This is a genomic window from Acinetobacter gyllenbergii (genome assembly GCF_001682515.1).
Lineage (GTDB): Bacteria > Pseudomonadota > Gammaproteobacteria > Pseudomonadales > Moraxellaceae > Acinetobacter > Acinetobacter gyllenbergii.
In genome coordinates, this window is record NZ_KV575269.1 from 45,961 (window position 1) to 65,825 (window position 19,865).

The following is a 19,865-nucleotide window of genomic DNA, read 5'->3' on the forward strand; positions in this document are numbered from 1 at the left end:
TTCATCAAAGATTCATACATAAGTTTTATTTTAAAAAACAATCTTATACCACTCGATCAAAAAACATGACGACTCGACGATTCTTAAAAGCAAATATGCTCTGTCTCATGATGCTGGCTTTAACAGCATGTAATGACGACAATGATAATAACCAAACACCGACCGTTGAACGCAAAAATCAAAATATCAATATCCTTGCGTTTAATGATTTTCATGGCAATTTAGAACCGCCAAAACGTTTTATTGAAGCCGATGATCCAAACGATAATAGTAAAACCGTACGTATTCCTGTCGGTGGGGTGAGTTATTTTGCGGATGCAATTAAAAAGCTACGTGCGCAATATCCAAACAATGCCGTCGTGTCAGCAGGTGACTTGATTAGTGCTTCACCGCTCACATCATCGTTGTTCTTGGACGAGCCCACCATTGAAACCATGAATGACATTCAGATTGATTTCAATGCCGTTGGTAATCACGAATTTGACCGCGGTACAGATGAATTACGTCGTTTGCAAAATGGTGGTTGTCAGCAATATACCAGTGCTAAACCCTGCCAGATCAATCCAAAATTTGAGGGTGCCAAATTCAATTTCTTGGCTGCCAATGTCTCGATGAAGGCTGATCCGAAGAAAACGCTATTCCCAGCCTATAAAGTCAAAACTTATGGCGGCATTCCTGTTGCCTTTATTGGCATGACCTTGAAAGCGACGCCGAGCATTGTGTCGGCTGCGGGTATTAAAGATGTCGACTTCCATGATGAAGCAGATACGGTCAATGCCTTGATTCCTGAGTTAAAGAAACAAGGTATTGAAGCGATTGTGGTGGTGGTGCATGAAGGTGTCGCACCAAGTACCAAATTTAATAAAAAAACCTGTGATGGTCTCAGCGGTCCGTTACTCGGTATCCTTGATCGCTTAGATCCTGCGGTCGATGTGGTGGTTTCTGGTCATACCCATCAATCTTATATTTGTGATTACGCAACCAAAAATCCACAAAAGCCGTTTTTATTGACGTCTGCGGGCCAATATGGCACGGCGATTACCAACATCCAATTAGAACTGGATGGCAAAACAGGTGATGTGATTAAGAAGGATGCCAAACAAGTTCCGATTCAAAGTGAAGCCTATAGCTCTGGTTCAACCACAGTGAACCTGACTGATCTTTATGAGAAATTCAATAAAACCCCAAGTATTGAAGCGATTTTGGATAAATATCGCCAAGCCGTCACCACCATTTCAGCCCGTGTGGTCGGCACAGCCAATGCGGTGATTAATCGCAATGCCACCGAAAGCGGTGAAAGCTCTCTTGGTAATTTAATTGCCGATGCACAACAAGCGATGGCCTTGACTGCGAGTAATCAAGGCTCTGACTTTACCCTGATGAATCCAGGCGGTGTCCGTGCTGATTTGTTGGTGAATAGCAGCAATCAGATCACCTTTGGCGATGTCTTTACCGTACAGCCTTTCGGTAATTCGATCGTGACCCTTAGCCTGACAGGCAAACAGATCCGTGACGTGCTAGAACAGCAATGGTCAGGTGCGAATGCTGGAACGGTTCGGATTTTACAGCCATCCAAAGAATTCAGTTATGCTTATAAGAAAGACAATTCGACTTCTCCACGCGCCAGCAATATCTTGGTGGCAGGAAAAGCGTTGGATGATAACAAGGTTTACCGTGTGACGGTCAACAGCTTCCTTGCTGATGGTGGAGATAACTTCACGGTATTAAAACAAGGTAAAAATCCAGTCGGTGGCGGGCAAGATATCGATGCCCTTGAAAAATATGTGGTGCAGTACTCACCGCTAAATGCACCGAAAACCGATCGAATCAAACTGATGCCTTAACTGCATACACGCTAAAAAAAAACAGGGAAGCCATAGCTTCCCTGTTTTCATTTTAATTGTTGATTAATCCAAGGTCAGATAAGTATTTTCCCAAATTGTGGGGTTAAACTCACCTTGAACTAAATGGATATAACGCCCTGCAACATGATCAATTGGAATACAATCATCGACATCGACCACACGATCGGTATGCGGTTTATGCCAATCTGGTTCGATAAACTGCTTACCCAACTGTTTTGCAATCACGGCATCTGATGCAACTACCAAATGATAGTTATGCAATTCACCAAAAGTATTAAGTGAATATCCACCTAAGTTAATCAAATATAATTTTTCAGCCAAAGCAGGTGGTGCCGCATCAGAAAACTGAATTTGATAATTCACGCCTTGTGATTGAACACCTGAAATCTGTGCCCAAGCATCAATATGTAAACCTTTCAATTCCCCAAACCAAGCCTGTTTAAGCTGCGGTGTAAGCTCAGACAAACTGTGACCAATTGTCATCACCACATCATGCACTTCAGTATTGGCTTTCGCATGTCGGCCACCCAACATCACCATAAACAAACTTGGCATTGTGAAAACTTACATCTCGACCATTTCAACGCCATCAATACGCGCAACGGTCATCAAGTCTTTATCTCCACGACCTGAAACAGTGGCAATAATGATTTGATCTTTCGACATGGTTGGCGCAAGTTTCGTGACGTAGGCCATGGCATGTGAACTTTCAAGCGCAGGAATAATCCCTTCGATCTTGGTGAGATCACGGAAACCTTGTAGCGCTTCATCATCATTGATTGGCACATATTCAACACGGTTCATGTCTTTCAGGAAACTATGTTCAGGACCTACGCCCGGATAGTCCAGACCCGCTGAAATACTATGAGTTTCGATGATCTGACCTTGTTCATCCGACATCAAATACGTACGGTTACCATGTAACACCCCCACATGACCTGCATTCAATGGCGCAGAGTGTTTGCCTGTTTCAATGCCATAGCCTGCCGCTTCAACACCGTACATTTTCACGTCTTGATCATTCAAGAATGGATAAAACAAGCCCATCGCATTTGAACCACCACCCACACAAGCCACAAGAGCATCAGGTAAACGCCCTGCTTGTTGTTGGATTTGTTGGCGCGCTTCGCGACCAATAATCGACTGGAAATCACGAACAAGCTGTGGATATGGATGTGGACCAGCCACGGTACCAATCACATAATAGGTGCTATCAACATTGGTGACCCAATCACGCATCGCTTCGTTCATGGCATCTTTCAAGGTTTTTGAACCACTCTGCACAGGGACCACCGTTGCACCCAACAAACGCATACGATAGACATTCATGGCCTGACGTTTCACGTCTTCAGCACCCATGTACACCACACATTCCATGCCTAAGCGTGCTGCAATGGTTGCTGTTGCCACACCGTGTTGACCTGCACCTGTTTCCGCAATAATACGCTTTTTACCCGACAGCTTTGCCAATAAAGCCTGACCAATGGTGTTATTAACCTTATGCGAACCCGTATGGTTCAGGTCTTCACGTTTCAGGTAAATTTGCGCACCGCCGAGGTGCTGAGACCATCGCTCAGCATAATAAAGTGGACTAGGACGACCAACATAGAAGGCAAGATCACGGTCAAACTCTGCCAAGAATTGAGCATCATTCTTCATACGACCATAAAGACTCTCGAGGTCTTCAAGTGCAGCCATCAGCGTTTCTGATACAAAACGTCCACCATGAATACCGAAATGCCCTTGCGCATCTGGAAACTGGGTGTAGTCAATCACGTTATTTTGCTGATCCACGTTGGACTCCTTGCATAAATTTTTCAATCAGTTGTTGGTCTTTTATACCTTTTGCGGACTCGACGCCTCCGCTGACATCTACAGCAAAAGCCGCTGTAGTATCAATAGCTTCACTGACATTTTCAGGGGTCAAGCCGCCTGCCAAGATAAGTGGAATTTCAAGTTGTGGGAATTGGGTCCAGTCAAAACTGTGCCCTGTGCCGCCTTTCAGTTCAGGATGCCATGCATCCAACAGGACGGCACTGGCTCCCGCTGCTTGATAACGCTGGATTTCAGCCACAACATCTAAATCTGGTTTGACTTGAATGGCCTTATACCAACGGCGTTTACAGTGTGCTGCAATTAATTGACATTGTTCTGGCGTTTCATCGCCATGTAGTTGTAATACATCCAAAGCAACGGAATCAAGCACCGTTTGAATTTCTTCAGCACTGGCATTTACAAATAAGCCGACCAATTGCACATAAGGTGGTACCAGCTTTGCCAAGCTTTGGGCTTGCTCGATACTGACATGACGTGGACTGGGTGGAAAAAACACAAAACCAATCGCATCTGCCCCGGCTTGGACAACGGCTTGGGTATCCTGTGCTCGAGTAATTCCACAAATCTTGGCGCGAGTTCGCATTTGGCTTTGGCGCATGAGCTGTCCAATTTAAACTGAATATTTTTGAAACTCTCGCATTGTAATGCAATTTGACTTGCTTTGGGCAAAGTTCATTCGCAAATGCAATTGTTTAAAAAACGTTAACACTTTATACTTTGCGTAATCTTGCAACAAGTCTAAAGCAAATTCTTTTGTTTATAGGGAAGTTGGTGTAAATCCAACACTGCCCTCGCAACGGTAACACCGAATCACTCATCTCAGCTCAACGCCAAATCACTGCATCGGTATGATGTGGGAAGATGATGAGTAACATCATTTATTTGATGATTATAGTGGAGTCCGGAGACCTGCTTGTTGTTTATTTCCACATTATCATTCACGACGGGTGAATGTCTGGAGCGCGCATGTCTACTGTTTTTCAACCGACTCGTTTAGTTGGTGCTATTGCTATTGCAATGGGGTTTTCTTCACCTGTTTTTGCTCAAGATCAATCAAGCGATAAAACTGCGACGCTAGATACGATTGTTGTGACGGCATCCCGTACTGAACAGAAAGTTGAAGATGTCCCTGCCCGTATCACTGTCATTGATGAAAAAACAATTCAACAATCACCTCTTGCTGATTTAGGGCAGCTTTTACAACGCGATGCAGGCTTACATATCCTTCAACAAGGTGGAATGGGACAAAATTCTTCTTTGTTTATTCGTGGTACAAACTCAAACCATAGCTTATTTTTAAAAGACGGCGCACGCTTAAATACCGCATTAGATGGTGGGACAAGTATTCCCTACATTGATTTAAGTGATGTAAGTCAAATTGAAATTCTAAAAGGCCCAGCATCGGTTCAATATGGTACTGATGCGATTGGCGGTGTTATCAATGTACGAACAGCACCTCCAAAACAACAAAAATTATTTTTAACCACCGAAGCTGGCGAAAATAAAACATATAAATCGATCTTAGGCGCTGATCTTGTCGCTGAAAATGGTTTGTATGCTCAGCTCCGAGGTCAACGCCAAGAAAGTGATGGTACAGCCGTAACCAATAAGTCTAATAAAAAAGCTAGCTATGATCAAAAAGGCTACAGTGCAAAAATTGGCTATGAACAGGCTGAATATGGCGCCAATGTGAGCATCAATGAAAATAAAGGGACCAATGTTTATTATGGTGGCTCACATGACTTCCTGAACCGCCTGATCAATACCAATGCCTACTACCAAGTTTTAGAAAATTTAAAAGTGAATGCTCGCTATTCAAACTTTAAGGATGAACTCACAGGAAAAAGTTCAAGCTATTATTTTGATACTGAGCGCAATGAAGGTGATATTAATCTTCAATGGAATTTTGCTAAAAATCAAAATCTATTAGTCGGTGCATCAGTCAACAATGCTGATGTAAAAAGTCTTGCCATTAAGGGGAAAAAACAAAGTTTAGACTCAACTGGCTATTACATCCAACATCAATATAACGACTCAAATGGTCTGAGTACACAAGCAGGCATCCGTGTCGAAGACAATGATCAATTCGGTACCAAAACTGTAGGCCAACTCGCAGGTCGAATCCAGATTACACCACTAACCAGTGTATACGCGAATGTTGGAACTGCTTTTAAAGCACCAACTGGAAATCAACTCTATTATTCATCACAATTTAAAGATGAATACGGGACATATATCACCGTAGGAAACCCTGACTTAAAGCCAGAAGAAAGCCTATCTTATGAAATTGGTATTGACCAAAAATTAGCTTATGGCCTGTCTGCGTATGCATCTGCATACCATACAAAAGTTAAAAATCTAATCCAATACGTTTCAAGTTATGATCCAGTGAATCAAATTTCAGCTGCGACCTATACCAATGTCAATAAAGCAAAAATGCTGGGTGGTGAAGTAGGTTTGAAATGGAAACAAGATGATCTGTTTTTAACAACTGAATACGGTTATGTAAAAACAGAAAATGAAGAAAATGGCTATGAATTGATTCGTAGACCACGTCAAAGTTTAACGCTGACAGCTGGACTTGAAAATGAAACTTATGGATTAAGCACTTCTTTGATTGCTAAATCACATGCAAAGATTTCAGAATCAAAAACATCTAAATACACACCAGGCTATGCAACAGTAGACTTAAATGCTTATTGGAATGTCACTTCAAATATAAAATTGTTTACCAATATCGAAAACGTGGGCGATGTTCAATACAAAACTGCGAACTATTATGCAGATGAGTTTTACATCAACGGTGGTCGCCTAGCTTCTGCGGGTGTCACATTCCGTTATTAATCGCGTGATAAAATTATAAAAAATATTTTATTAACTCCAGTTTCGGGGTAATGTTCTGACCGACATTATCCCCTTTTTATTTTCAGGATCAGAGAAACAGAACTATGGGACATCGTTTAAGTAAAATCTATACCCGTACAGGCGACTCAGGTACAACTGGCCTAGGGGATGGTTCGCGCGTTGCCAAAGATGATTTACGTATTGCTGCGCTTGGTGATGTTGATGAACTGAATGCAACTATTGGTGTGCTTCGCGCACAAATCAGCGCTAGCCAAATTGAAAATAAAGTGCACTGGGACAAAAGCTTAAGCCTGATTCAACATTGGCTGTTCGACTTAGGCGGTGAAGTGTGTATCCCGAATTATCACTTACTACAACCTGTATGCATCGAATTTCTGGAAAAAGAAATCGATCACATGAACGAGTCTTTACCGATGTTAAAAGACTTCATTCTGCCATCAGGTACTTTAGCATGTAGTTATGCACACCAGGCCCGTGCAGTCTGCCGTCGTGCCGAACGTGCTTTATTGTCGGTACATCATCGTGACCAAAATATTCAGACAACCGCATTACAATTACTGAATCGCTTATCGGACTGGTTGTTCGTTGCTTCACGTGCCTTACAACGTGCTGAAGGTGGTAACGAAGTGTTGTGGCAAAAGAATATTAATGACAGTATCGATCAAGCATAATCATTTCTTGGGTAGATAAAGATGCGAATTATTGGTCATCGTGGTGCGCGTGGTGAAGCGCCTGAAAATACTTTAGGTGGATTCCGCTATCTGCATGATTTAGGTGTACGTGCCGTTGAATTTGATGTACGTCAACTAAAAGATGACCACTTGGTGGTGATTCATGATGATGATTTTGTACGCACCGCGGGCCGTTCACAACAAGTTGAAAACAGTAGCTTAGTTGAAGCCCAGCAATTCGATCATCGCCATCAATGGCAAGCATGGGCCTTTGAAGAGTATACCCCGAGCCTGCTACATGTTTTAGACTGTCTCACTGACTTTGAGCATATTGAAGTTGAGATTAAAGCGGTTGCAGATGAAGCTGCGGCTGAACGTTTGGTTCTGCAGTTACAACAAGATTTAAAAGGTTTTGAAACAACGGCGACCATTACCAGTTTTGATGTCAAAATCTTGGCCGCATTACAGCAACAACAGAGTTCGTTTAAACGTGGACTGTTGGTAGAAATCCCGATTGGTGAATATGCGATTGAACTGGCACAGCAATATGAATGCTGTCAGATTGGTTGGGGGGATTTGCTGGCAACCGATGAGATTATTCAACGAACCCAACAAGCCAATCTTGCAATCAGTGTGTGGACGGTGAATGATGTTGTACGTGCCAAGCACCTACAACAACTTGGAATTCAAGGTTTAATTACCGATCTACCCAGTACCATGCTGCAACACTTAAAATAATAAAAAGGCGGAACTCATTCCGCCTTTTTTGTTATCTTTTTCGCTGTGCTTGAATCAAACGCTGCCCTTTGGCATCCAATAGGTATAAGTTGGTACCCTCCAACTGAAAACGTTCAACACGCTGTATCGCATCCATCAAGTCTGCTTCTTGCGCCAACGCCTTATCACAACTTTGATGCTGTGCCATCACATCAAAATCCAGCTTACCTTGAGCAAAGTCATACTTATAGCGACCATAAATCTGATTACAGCCAGTATGCCCCGCCACCATTTTTGAAACAGAATTGAGCGAGAAACTTGGATATTGATTAAAGAACAATGCACGTTTGCCCTGAATCGAGGTGATCTGCCATTCCACATCCTGAACCCCATCGGTGCTTTTACGCACTTGCATCGCCGGCGCTTGCGTTACACGCTTGGGCTGTAAGGTGTTTTTTTGTGGGGGCGTAGGTTGACTTTGGCATGCTGCGAGCAGGATACCAGCCGATAATATTAAAGTTTTGTTAAAAAATGCCTTCAAAGAAAAAATAGGATTTTTCACGGTAATTTGCTCAGACATTGATTTATTTCACCTTTTAATTCATTGATCAATCTTACAAATGAATTCTGTTACTGTTCTTCCGATACAACTGTAGAATAATGCTAGTGCTAATTGATTTGGACATGCTAATATCGGCGATAAAATAGCAATATATCGTCATGATTGGTTTTGCTATCTCGTTTAGTTTTATTATCTTGTACAAACAAGGTTTTTAGGAGCGCTGACGGATATGACTTCCGCCCCACTCAAAAAAGCACCCATTAACTGGACTGCTAGCATTACCTTAATTGGAACACCAATTGTTGCTGCCATTTTAATTCCTTTATACGCCTATTATTATGATTTTAGTGTAAGTGCATGGGTCAGTTTATTCTTCCTGTTAGCACTGAGTAGTCTAGGAATTACCGCAGGTTATCACCGTCTTTGGGCACATCGTGCTTATGAGGCAGCCTTACCACTTAAAATTTTATTGATGATTGGCGGTACATTCGCAGTTCAAAACAGTATTTTGTTCTGGGCTTCAGGCCACCGTACCCATCACCGTCATGTTGATGATGTGGATGAAGACCCGTATTCAATCAAACGTGGCTTTTGGTATGCGCATCTTGGCTGGATGATCCGCGATCATTCTCCATCTAAACCAGATTTTAAAAATGCACCTGATTTGATGAATGACAAATTAGTGATGTTCCAACACAAATACTATGTACCGATGGTGATTGCAGTTCATGTTGGTGTATTGGGTGGTATTGGTTGGGCAACGGGTGATATCTGGGGCGTAATTTTACTTGGCGGTTTATTGCGTTTGATCATTAGCCATCACGTAACCTTCTTTATCAACTCACTGTGTCACATGTGGGGTAAACGTCCTTATACCGATGAAAACACGGCACGTGACAACTTTGTGTTGGCTATTTTCACTTGGGGTGAGGGTTATCACAATTACCATCACATCTTCCAATACGATTACCGTAATGGGGTGAAATGGTGGCAATATGACCCAACAAAATGGTTAATCTGGACCAGTTCTAAACTTGGTTTAGCGAAAAACTTACGTCGTATTCCAAGCTTTAATATCAAAAAAGCAGAGCTTGCGATGAAGTTTAAATATGCTGAACGCGACTTGGCGATTTATGGTCATGATGTCAATACGGACATCGTGCAAATGAAACAGCGTATTGCACAAGAATATGAAGCCTTTACCCATACCTTAAATGATTGGGCGAAGCTGAAAGAGCAAGAGCTTCAAGCGAAGAAAGCAGCGATGGCTGAGAAGATCCATCAAATGGATCACAAACTTAAAGTTGATTTCCAACTGCTTGAACATCGCTTAAGCCATCATCGTGAATGTTTAGAAACCTTGATGCGTAATATCAAAAAAGCGCCAGTTTCTGAATAAAAGATTGATAACTAAAAATGGTCTCAAGAGAGGCCATTTTTTATGCCTGTTTATCTAGCATTCCTTTCCCCTAACGATTCCCCATTTCACGTTGATATTTGCTATAGTCATGATTCAGCTCTCTCTGATGTTTCAGTTATGCAATTCAATCCCCGCTATGCTTCCCTCAATCCAAAGCTCTATCACCAACAGCAGCCAAGTCCATTGCGCGGTGCCAAAGCAGGTCATTTTAATGAAGCATTGGCTGATGAATTGCAATGGAGCGAAGAAGATAAAGCCAACTGGGTAGAAATCTGTAGCGGACAAAAAACCTTTGCTGAATTTCCCCCACTCGCCATGGTTTATGCTGGCCATCAGTTTGGACAATGGGCTGGACAGTTAGGAGATGGTCGTGGCTTATTGATTGCACAAATCCTAAATCAGCAAGGCGAAACGATTGATCTACATCTCAAAGGTGCAGGTTCAACCCCCTACTCGCGTATGGGTGATGGTCGTGCGGTGCTGCGTTCAGTGATTCGTGAATATTTGGCGGGACATGCATTAAATGCGCTTGGGGTTGCATCCAGCCATGCTGTGGGTTTTACCACCTCGACACAAGGTGTACAGCGCGAAACTCTAGAGCTGGGTGCGATGCTATTACGGACCTCAGAATGCCATATTCGTTTAGGGCATTTTGAATGGATCAATCAATATGCTCCTGAGCTATTAGCTGAATTCACGCAGAAATGTATTGAATGGCACTATCCAGAATGCCTGAAAGCTGAAAATCCGATTCTTGCATTTGCCCAAGCAGTGATTGAGCGAACCGCCATCATGATTGCCAAATGGCAATTGGTTGGTTTTGCTCATGGGGTGATGAATACCGACAATCTCAATATTACAGGTTCAACTCTGGATTTTGGCCCATATGGTTTTATGGAACGTTTCCGCCCCAATTGGATTAATAACCATTCCGATTACCAAGGTCGTTATACCTATCAAAACCAACCGAGTATCGGTCATTGGAATCTGTGGACGTGGCTGAATAATTTAATTCCGTTGGCGAGCACAGAAAACAAAGAACAATTCAAACTCGATCTAGCAGCATGCTTAGAACGGTTTGAGCCGATCTTCTTACAATATTATGGTCAAGGCCTATGCCAAAAAATGGGGCTGCCAGAATTTCATAAAGACAGCCTAGATTGTAGTTTTGCCTTTCTTGGTATCATGCAAACCGAGCAGCTAGATTACACCCAAAGTTTTCTTCGTTTACAGCAACAGGATTACAAAGCATTAAGAGATGACTGCATCCATATACAACAGTTTGATGACTTCCTGATACGCTATCAAAATATTCGACAGCATCAAGATATAGATCAATTGAATCAAACCATGCAACAGGTTAATCCACAGTATATTCTACGCAATCACATGGCACAGAAAGCCATTGAACTCGCGGAGCGTGGTGACTTTAGTGAGGTTGATCGTTTGTTTAAGCTGCTGAATCAACCTTATCAAAAACAAGCTGATTTAGAAACAGAAGCAGATACTGCACCATTGCCAAGCGATGTGCCTGAAATTTCTGTCAGTTGTTCATCTTAGAAGAAAAAATCTATGAAAATTGGGCGAATGATTGGATGTGCAATTTTAATCCTGTTATTGGGACTGGCTTATTTCCAGTATGGCAAGTTCATTCCAACTGTGGGAGCAGCACATCAGCCTCTTTCAGCCCATGAAATACAACAGCTTCAACAAAACAAACCCGTGACCTCAATTGAAGTGTTTAAAAGCCAGCGCATTTTACAATTGAAACATCAACAGGAAGTCATTCGCAGTTATCCAATGCGTCTAGGCTTTGCTCCGATCGGACACAAACAGTTTGAAGGCGATGGCAAAACACCTGAAGGGACTTATTCTATCGATTGGCGAAATCCTCAAAGCGCTTATTATAAATCTTTGCACATTTCCTATCCGAATAAACAAGATAGCGCTTATGCCCAACAGCAAGGCCAATCTGCTGGCGGTAATGTAATGATTCACGGTACTGTGCCAACACGAGCCACATCAGTTCCTACAAGTGCAACTTATCTGCCTCGTAAAGACTGGACATTGGGTTGTATCGCGGTAACCAATTCTGATATGGATGAAATATGGCAATTGGTCAAGGATCACACCCCTATTATCATTCATCCATAAAGGGACTCGTATTCAGGACAACTTTTGCGGATAAAGGCGATGATCAAACTGCACAAGGCTTATGCAGGGGATAAGTTTATCATCTGGAATCGCTTACAATTTACCGTCACAACTCCTCACAAGCAATTGTAAAGTAATGTAAAAATATTTTGCTTATAAAAAGCGGATACCTAAGTAATCACCAGATAAAGAAGATAATTTCAACAAAAGCTTTGCGAAACTATCCACATTTTCTGTGGATAACGCTGTGGTTATCCACAGGATAAAACTTTTTCCAATACTTCATCCCTTACCATCATCAAAACTCACCTCATGTCAGCCTCTCTATACGAAGGAAAAGAGATGTAGAAACTTTCCTACATTTTCTTGGATATGAACTGCAACTATAGCAGTGCAAGGCGTTGTAGCGGCGCAAGGGTTATCCACAGGATAAAACTTTTTACCTACTTTATCCTGATTATCTTCAAGACTCATCTTATTTTCAGGCTTTCTACACGAAGAACAAATCATGAGTTAATTCGTGAAAACTGTTCCACATTTTCTTGGAGATGAGCCGCGTTGTAGCGGCGCAAGGGCTATTCACAGGATAAAACTTTTTGCAGTGCTTCGCTCATTGTCCTCACTAAGTTCCATCTTATTTCAGTTTCTCTATCCGCAGAAAAACGATGCGCTCTTTAAGTAAAACTCATTCCATATAGAGATCAGTTAAAGCTAAAGCAGCGCAAGACCGAATAAGATAACGCAGTTATTCATCTGGATATTCAAAACGATACCCGACGCCATACACTGCCTGAATCCATTCATGGCGATTACCTGTATCTGCTGCCTCTGAAATCTTACGGCGTAGGTTTTTAATATGGCTGTCGATTACACGATCCGCCACATCAAAACTGTCTGGATTAATATGGTCAAGTAGCTGCGCACGAGAGTAAACCTGACCTAAGTGCTCCAAGAATAACTCTAATAAACGAAACTCGGTTGGAGTTAAGGTCAATGCCTTTTGTTGATACCAAATTCGTTGCTGCGCTTTATCAATACGGAATAAATCATTTTGTTCAGGCTCTGCTTTACGCTCTAAACGACGTAATACCGCCTGTACACGTGCAACCAGTTCTTTGGGACTGAATGGTTTACAAATATAGTCATCTGCACCCATATTCAAGCCCAAGACACGGTCGATTTCTTCAGTACGTGCGGTGACCATAATAATCGGTAAATCAGACTGTTCACGGACTTTTCGGCAAATGGTCAAACCATCCATGCGTGGCACCATCAAGTCCAAAATCATCAAACTTGGTTTACGTTGCTGAAACTGGGTATACGCATCCTGACCATCATGAAACATACTGACTTCAAAACCAGCAGCTTCTAAATAGTCACGAACCAACTGCGCGAGTTCAACCTCATCTTCAACCAACATAATATGTTTCATGGTTTTCATCCTATCCATCATCCTCAACACAAGAGGATCTAAAAGTTATTGAATTGATTTTGGGAAAGTTAGGACACAACGTAATCCGCCTAATGGTGAGTGCTCAAAAGTCAGTGAACCACCTAAAGCTTGTGCCAACTTACATGACAAGGCCAAACCTAGACCTGTGCCCCCTGTGCTACGGGTACGCGAATCATCGACACGATAGAAGCGCTCGCCTAAACGTGCCAATTGCTCATCATTTACGCCCAATGGACTATCATCTACATACATTATCCATTGTTGCTCATCTTGTTGAGTGTGAATCTGTATTTTTCCACCTTGTTCGGTGTAACGAACACAGTTACCTAATAGATTGACGATAATCTGTTTAAAGCGATCCCGATCTAAAGATAGGATTTCCCCTTCTCCGGACAAGGTCACTTCAAGCTGGTTTTGTTCAAATGTCGATTTGAAATTTTCAACTTCTTGTAGCACCACATCCCACGGATTAACTTCAGCAAAATAGCATTTCAACTGTTGGGCATCGGCTTGTGCGAGGTCAGCGAGATCTTGGGTTAACTTCTTCAAAGTACTGACCTGACGCATCATGGCATTGAGATGCTCTGGTGTGGCTTTACGAATCCCATCCTGCATCGCTTCGATCTGTGCCTGCAACACAGCCAATGGGGTCTTCAATTCATGTGAGGTATCGGATACCCATTGACGGCGAGATTCTTCATGTTGATGTAAAATATCAGCCAAATGGTTCAATTGATTAGACAAATCACCCAGCTCATCATTGCGCTTAATCATCACTTGATGTTGATAATTGCCACGAGTTAATTCCAAGGTGGCTTTTAATAAACGTTGAATCGGCTTCTTAAAATAGGTCGCCATCAGTAATGCCGCAACCAAACTGGAAAGTACCGTTAAGGCATAGACTAATAGCAAATAACGCTTTTGATTACTAAAAAAATTGATACTGGAGGCATCATCTTGATCCAGTACTGGCTTTAATCCGAGATAACCGACCACCTTCTCGTCAACGACAATTGGTCGGAACGAAATTTGGTCAGTCGCAGGTTCCCCCACAATAAACTGCTGATTTTCATCGTATAAAGACAGCCGTGAGCTTAAACCTAAACGATCAGGAATCGAGACAAAGCGCTTTTTGCCCTGTTCAACAGGTGCAGTATTGAGTTTGCTGTCTTGTTTATCTTCTTTGCTATCTGTCTTTAAACGAAACTGACGTGGACTCAAAGGAAAACGTAAGCCTTCAAAGGGTTGATATTCCGATGGTAAATTTTGTTTGAGGATTTTTAATTCTTCATCATTAAAAATCTGCCGATTTTTGATCTCGACATTATTTTGTGCCAGCGTTGGAGACAGACTGAGTAAGGTATGGTCATTAAAATAACGTTGTTGTAAGGCAATATCATACTGACGGCGCAACCACCACTGAGATAAACGGTCATAGTCATCTGGTGCTGCGGTCCCTTCAATTTGCAGAATCTGCGCCTGAATGGCATTGCCCCAGTCATGATAAACCGTATAGACGTTGCCTAAATTGGCAATCAAACGGTCTAGCTTCTGCATTTCTACATCGGCAACATAACGTGCAAAGTTCTTTTGCATAGTCCAATGCAAAATCCCCAAGCTAATCGTTGCGATCAACAAGGTGGTCAGTAATACCGTTAAAAACAGGCGTAAGGCTAAGGGCACGCGGCGAACATTCAAAAGCAGACTCTCAATAGTGTTCTATTTGTGGATTGTAACCAACATGGTCGAAAAAAACTCTCCATTGTTTCTTCATCTTTATTATCTAATCTTTAACCATCAAATCACAACTGATCACGCTGGATAAAACAATGAACAAGACAAAAATCGTATTGATGACCACCCTACTCGGTTCTGTTTTAGGTTTGGCTGCCTGCCAGTCAACCACACCAGCGGAACAGTCAATGGATCGTGACCATCACCGCCATAATATGCAACGTGCGCCACTTACACCAGAACAACGTGCTGAATGGCAAGCCAAACGTGAACAGCGTTTAGAGCAACGCGAACAAATGCGCCAAGAACATCAAGCACAACGTGCCCAGATTGAGCAAGCCTGTCAAGGAAAGCGGATTGGAGAACGCGTGAATGTTCAATGGAATAAGCGTGTAATTGAAGGCACCTGTGAAGTTCGTTTTACCCCAGACAAATCACAGTTCAAACGCCAAGCTAACGCAAGCACTTAATTTCCCTGTTCCTCATCGGCGCTTTTAAAGCGCCTTTTTTTATGACCAAAGCATATTCATTTTTAAGTACACAGCTGCTTACGATTTTGCCTCGGCAGTTTCACTCAAAAGCCTAAAAAGCACCTACAATCTAAACGCTTAAACAGGTTGAACCATAAACTTTGACTTCACAGTCACTAAGAAATGACCTGCAAAAGCTTGTACCGAACTATAACTTGTTGCACGATTAGCAGTACAAAATGGTGCTGTTGGGCACATTTATCATTGACTAAGATTATAACTCTGGTTTAACCAGTATTGAGGAACCCGCTATGCCACAATACAAAGCACCCTTACGTGATATGCAGTTCGTATTGCACGAATTATTAAATGCTGAAGCACATTACGCGAAACTTCCTGCATTTCAAGACACTGTAAGCCGTGAATTGGTTGATCAATATTTAGAAGCAGCGGCTGATTTCTGCGAAAATGAACTTTCTCCTTTAAACCAAGTCGGCGACCGTGAAGGTTGTACTTGGAATGACGGTGTTGTAACAACACCTACAGGCTTTAAAGAAGCGTATCAAAAATATATCGAACTTGGCTTCCCATCTCTTTCTGCTGATGAAGAATTTGGCGGTCAAGCATTACCAAACTCTTTAGGGATCTCTATCTCTGAAATGGTGGGTACTGCAAACTGGTCATGGGGTATGTACCCTGGTCTTTCTCACGGTGCTGTTCGTACTTTAGAACATCACGGTTCTGATGAGCAAAAGAACACTTACTTGCCAAACCTTGTTTCAGGTGTTTGGACAGGGACCATGTGCTTAACTGAATCTCATGCTGGTTCTGACCTTGGTATTATCCGTTCTAAAGCTGAACCAAATGCTGATGGCAGCTATGCAATCTCTGGCGAGAAAATCTTTATCTCTGCTGGTGAACACGACATGGCTGACAATATCATCCATATCGTACTTGCACGTTTACCAGGTGCGCCAAAAGGTACGAAAGGGATCTCTTTATTCATCGTGCCTAAGTTCCATGTGAATGCTGACGGTTCTATCGGCGAGCGTAATGCGGTTCGTTGTGGTTCAATCGAACACAAAATGGGGATCCATGGTAACGCAACGTGTGTCATTAACTTTGACCAAGCAAAAGGTTATTTGATCGGACCTGAAAACCGTGGTTTAAACTGTATGTTCACCTTCATGAACACAGCACGTATCGGTACAGCGGTTCAAGGTTTATCTGCATCTGAATCTTCTTTCCAAGGCGCTCTAGCGTATGCGAAAGATCGTTTGGCAATGCGTTCTCTTTCTGGTCCTAAAGCACCTGAAAAAGAAGCTGATCCAATCATCGTTCACCCAGCTGTCCGTAACATGCTTTTAACGCAAAAATCATTTGCTGAAGGCGGTCGTGCGTTGGTTTACTTATTGGCTCAATATGCAGATATCGTTGAAAAAGGCGAAACTGAAGAAGAGCGTAAGTTTGCTGACAACATTTTGTCTTTGTTAACCCCAATCGCAAAAGCATTCTTAACTGAAACAGGTTCTGAATCTGCGAAACACGGTGTACAGGTATTTGGTGGTCACGGTTTCATTTCTGAACACGGTATGGAGCAAATCGTACGTGATACACGTATTGCTTGCTTATACGAAGGTACTACTGAGATTCAAGCACTTGACTTGTTAGGTCGTAAAGTCTTGCAAACTCAAGGTGCAATGTTGAAAGACTTCACCAAGATCATCCATAAATTTGTTGAAGCAAACAAAGACAATGCTGCAATGCAAGAGTTCATTGCGCCATTGGCTGCTGCCAACAAAGAATGGGGCGACATCACCATGCAAATCGGTATGCGTGCAATGCAAAACCCGGATGAAGTGGGCGCAGCTGCGGTTGACTACCTATACTTCTCTGGTTATGTAACGCTTGCTTACTTATGGGCTCGTATGGCACTTGTTGCGCAAGAGAAATTAGCTGAAGGTTCAACTGAAGTTGACTTCTACAATGCAAAAGTGACCACTGCTCGCTTCTACTTCAAGAAAATCTTGCCACGTGTTCGCTCACATGTAGACGTACTTTCAACTGGCGTTGCGCCATTGTTTGAACTTGATGCGGAACACTTCGCTTTCTAAACATAGTTTAGAATGAGATGCAACGTTCATCACAGAAAAAGGACTGGTCAGTTTTGACCGTCCTTTTTTTGTTTAATCAATGCTAAATTTATACGATTCAATTTATTTGTTCGTTTTATTTGATCACTTTGCACATCAAGCTGTGCGTAGAAGGGAACGATTATGCCAATTTACAATGCGCCTTTAGCAGACATGAAATTCATCTTAAATGATGTATTTAAAGCAGAACAATTTTGGCAGTCTAATGAGAAACTTGCTCATGTAGATGCCGCAACAGCTGAAGCAATTTTAGAAGAAATGGCGAAGTTTGCCCAAAACGTGACACATCCGTTAAACCGTACGGGTGATGAAGAAGGCGCACGTTGGGAAAATGGTGAAGTTTTCACCCCAGCAGGTTTTAAAGAAGCATTCCGTCAATACGCTGATGGTGGTTGGATCGGCTTAGGTGCTGATGAAGAATGGGGCGGTCAGGCAATGCCAAAAATGCTGACTGTATTGTCTGATGAAATGTTATTCGCGACCAATCCATCATTCATGCTCTACCCACTGCTTTCTGTGGGTGCTGGTATGGCCTTAAACAGCTATGCATCACAAGAGCAAAAAGAAACTTATTTACCTAAAATCTACTCTGGCGAATGGTCAGGTACCATGTGCTTAACTGAACCCCATGCAGGTACAGATTTAGGCATTATCAAAACTAAAGCTGAACCTAATGAAGATGGTACGTATAACATTACGGGTACTAAAATCTTCATCACGGGTGGTGATAATGATCTTGCTGAAAACATCATTCATCTTGTGCTTGCCAAGACACCTGATGCGCCTGCGGGTTCACGTGGTATTTCGTTATTCATCGTTCCAAAGTTCCTGTTAAATGAAGACGGTTCTTTAGGTGAGCGCAATCCAGTTGGCCCAGGTTCTATCGAACACAAGATGGGGATTAAAGCTTCTGCAACTTGCGTGATGAACTTTGATGGTGCCAAAGGTTACCTCGTGGGTAAAGAAAACGAAGGCCTTGCTGCAATGTTCGTAATGATGAACTACGAACGTTTATCAATGGGTATCCAAGGTCTCGGTGCTTCTGAATTTGCGTACCAAAATGCAGCACAATACGCGACTGACCGTTTACAAGGCCGTAGCGCAGCAGGTGTTCAATCACCAAACAAACCAGCAGACAGTATTTTAGTGCATGGTGATGTACGTCGTATGTTGCTCAATGTACGTGCCAATAACGAAGCTTCTCGTGCATTTGCAGTTTACGTAGGTCAACAGCTGGATATCACCAAGTTCTCGACTGATGCAGAAGCAGTGAAGAAAGCCAATGACCGTGTTGCGCTGTTAACGCCTATCGCAAAAGCTTATCTCACTGATACGGCTTTCCAAGCAACCTTAGATGCACAAATGGTGTTTGGCGGTCACGGTTATATCCGTGAATGGGGTATGGAACAATGTATCCGTGACCTTCGTATTGCTCAAATTTACGAAGGAACCAATGGCGTTCAGTCTCAAGATTTAATTGGTCGTAAAACCATTAAATGTGGTGGCGCATTCATTGCTGAGTACATCACTGAAATCCGTGACTTTGCCAATGATCTAGATACAGACTTAAACTTCATTAAAGATGCAACGTTAGACGCTGCAACTGAAATCGAAGCCATCACGCAGTTCATTATTGAGCAAGCGGCTGAAAACGTAGATTTCCCAAATGCTGCTGCGGTTGATTACTTGCATGCAGTCGGCTTACTCAGCTTCGCCTATATGTTTGCAAAAATCGCGGCTGCTGCAAAAGACAAGTCTGGTGATTTCTACCAAAACAAAGTTGCATTAGCACAATACTTTGTAGACCGTATTTTGCCTGAATTAGATGCGCGTTTAGCGAAAATCAAAGCAGGTTCTGACTTGATCATGAACTTCAGCGAAGATTACTTCACAAACCAAGCTTAATTTTGGCGTGATGTTAAAAACTGCCTCAATCATTTGGTTGAGGCAGTTTTTTTATCGCTA

At 42.4% G+C, this 19,865-nt stretch carries 16 protein-coding genes and 1 riboswitch; of the genes, 10 read left to right on the forward strand and 6 right to left on the reverse strand.

The genetic code is table 11. From position 1 onward, the window contains the following. Window positions 1-65 precede the first annotated feature (65 nt). Entirely contained in the window at window positions 66-1,844 is a 1,779-nt protein-coding gene (locus tag NG55_RS17325) for a bifunctional metallophosphatase/5'-nucleotidase (RefSeq protein ID WP_065343937.1), read from the forward strand. 63 nt (window positions 1,845-1,907) lie between these two features. Here the strand turns inward: NG55_RS17325 and NG55_RS17330 are convergent, their stop codons facing one another. The 3 genes from NG55_RS17330 to NG55_RS17340 are packed head-to-tail and all read right to left on the reverse strand — an operon-like array spanning window position 1,908 to window position 4,299. Then, entirely contained in the window at window positions 1,908-2,420 is a 513-nt protein-coding gene (locus NG55_RS17330) for a DUF1543 domain-containing protein (protein WP_065343938.1), read from the reverse strand. 9 nt (window positions 2,421-2,429) lie between these two features. After that, entirely contained in the window at window positions 2,430-3,659 is a 1,230-nt protein-coding gene (gene trpB / locus NG55_RS17335) for a tryptophan synthase subunit beta (protein ID WP_065343939.1), read from the reverse strand. Continuing rightward, the gene (locus NG55_RS17340; protein ID WP_023271369.1) at window positions 3,643-4,299 is read right to left on the reverse strand and encodes a phosphoribosylanthranilate isomerase; all 657 of its coding nucleotides are present in this window, start codon (window positions 4,297-4,299) and stop codon (window positions 3,643-3,645) included. The genes trpB and NG55_RS17340 overlap by 17 nt, the downstream gene beginning before the upstream one ends. Before the next feature lie 119 nt (window positions 4,300-4,418). Continuing rightward, window positions 4,419-4,632, forward strand: a riboswitch (cobalamin riboswitch). Window positions 4,633-4,667: 35 nt separating this feature from the next. On the opposite strand from NG55_RS17340, the gene NG55_RS17345 reads away from it, so the two are divergent. The 3 genes from NG55_RS17345 (at window position 4,668) to NG55_RS17355 (ending at window position 7,975) form a co-directional block, all read left to right on the forward strand. Next, the gene (locus tag NG55_RS17345) at window positions 4,668-6,545 is read left to right on the forward strand and encodes a TonB-dependent receptor plug domain-containing protein (RefSeq protein ID WP_065343940.1); all 1,878 of its coding nucleotides are present in this window, start codon (window positions 4,668-4,670) and stop codon (window positions 6,543-6,545) included. 104 nt (window positions 6,546-6,649) lie between these two features. After that, window positions 6,650-7,237, forward strand: a complete 588-nt coding sequence (locus NG55_RS17350) for a cob(I)yrinic acid a,c-diamide adenosyltransferase (protein WP_065343941.1) — start codon at window positions 6,650-6,652, stop codon at window positions 7,235-7,237. Window positions 7,238-7,258: 21 nt separating this feature from the next. Then, on the forward strand, window positions 7,259-7,975 hold the full coding sequence (locus tag NG55_RS17355; RefSeq protein ID WP_016540653.1) for a glycerophosphodiester phosphodiesterase: 717 nt from the start codon (window positions 7,259-7,261) through the stop codon (window positions 7,973-7,975). Between the two features lie 31 nt (window positions 7,976-8,006). Here the strand turns inward: NG55_RS17355 and NG55_RS17360 are convergent, their stop codons facing one another. Then, entirely contained in the window at window positions 8,007-8,534 is a 528-nt protein-coding gene (locus NG55_RS17360; RefSeq protein ID WP_016540654.1) for an META domain-containing protein, read from the reverse strand. 211 nt (window positions 8,535-8,745) lie between these two features. On the opposite strand from NG55_RS17360, the gene NG55_RS17365 reads away from it, so the two are divergent. From NG55_RS17365 to NG55_RS17375, 3 genes are all read left to right on the forward strand, one after another. Then, the gene (locus tag NG55_RS17365) at window positions 8,746-9,915 is read left to right on the forward strand and encodes an acyl-CoA desaturase (RefSeq protein ID WP_016540655.1); all 1,170 of its coding nucleotides are present in this window, start codon (window positions 8,746-8,748) and stop codon (window positions 9,913-9,915) included. 138 nt (window positions 9,916-10,053) lie between these two features. Next, window positions 10,054-11,496 (forward strand): protein adenylyltransferase SelO, encoded by a 1,443-nt coding sequence (locus NG55_RS17370; protein WP_065343942.1) that lies wholly within the window; start codon window positions 10,054-10,056, stop codon window positions 11,494-11,496. Between the two features lie 12 nt (window positions 11,497-11,508). Further along, a complete protein-coding gene (locus NG55_RS17375; RefSeq protein WP_065343943.1) occupies window positions 11,509-12,090 on the forward strand; it encodes a L,D-transpeptidase family protein in 582 nt (193 codons plus the stop codon). 745 nt (window positions 12,091-12,835) lie between these two features. Here NG55_RS17375 and NG55_RS17385 read toward each other — a convergent pair. Together NG55_RS17385 and baeS are read right to left on the reverse strand one after the other, a co-directional pair. Next, window positions 12,836-13,522: a response regulator gene (locus NG55_RS17385; RefSeq protein WP_004652437.1), complete on the reverse strand. Its 687-nt coding sequence runs from the start codon at window positions 13,520-13,522 to the stop codon at window positions 12,836-12,838. 45 nt (window positions 13,523-13,567) lie between these two features. Next, window positions 13,568-15,241, reverse strand: a complete 1,674-nt coding sequence (gene baeS, locus NG55_RS17390) for a sensor histidine kinase efflux regulator BaeS (protein WP_065343945.1) — start codon at window positions 15,239-15,241, stop codon at window positions 13,568-13,570. Window positions 15,242-15,372: 131 nt separating this feature from the next. Between baeS and NG55_RS17395 the strand changes: the two genes are divergently transcribed. The 3 genes from NG55_RS17395 to NG55_RS17405 all read left to right on the forward strand — a co-directional run bounded on the left by NG55_RS17395 (window position 15,373) and on the right by NG55_RS17405 (window position 19,805). After that, window positions 15,373-15,747 (forward strand): heavy-metal resistance, encoded by a 375-nt coding sequence (locus NG55_RS17395; RefSeq protein ID WP_065343946.1) that lies wholly within the window; start codon window positions 15,373-15,375, stop codon window positions 15,745-15,747. A 311-nt stretch (window positions 15,748-16,058) separates the two neighbouring features. After that, window positions 16,059-17,861, forward strand: coding sequence for an acyl-CoA dehydrogenase C-terminal domain-containing protein (locus NG55_RS17400; protein WP_023271366.1), 1,803 nt, complete (start codon window positions 16,059-16,061; stop codon window positions 17,859-17,861). Between the two features lie 162 nt (window positions 17,862-18,023). After that, window positions 18,024-19,805: an acyl-CoA dehydrogenase C-terminal domain-containing protein gene (locus tag NG55_RS17405; protein ID WP_016540662.1), complete on the forward strand. Its 1,782-nt coding sequence runs from the start codon at window positions 18,024-18,026 to the stop codon at window positions 19,803-19,805. The last annotated feature ends 60 nt before the right edge of the window (window positions 19,806-19,865 follow it).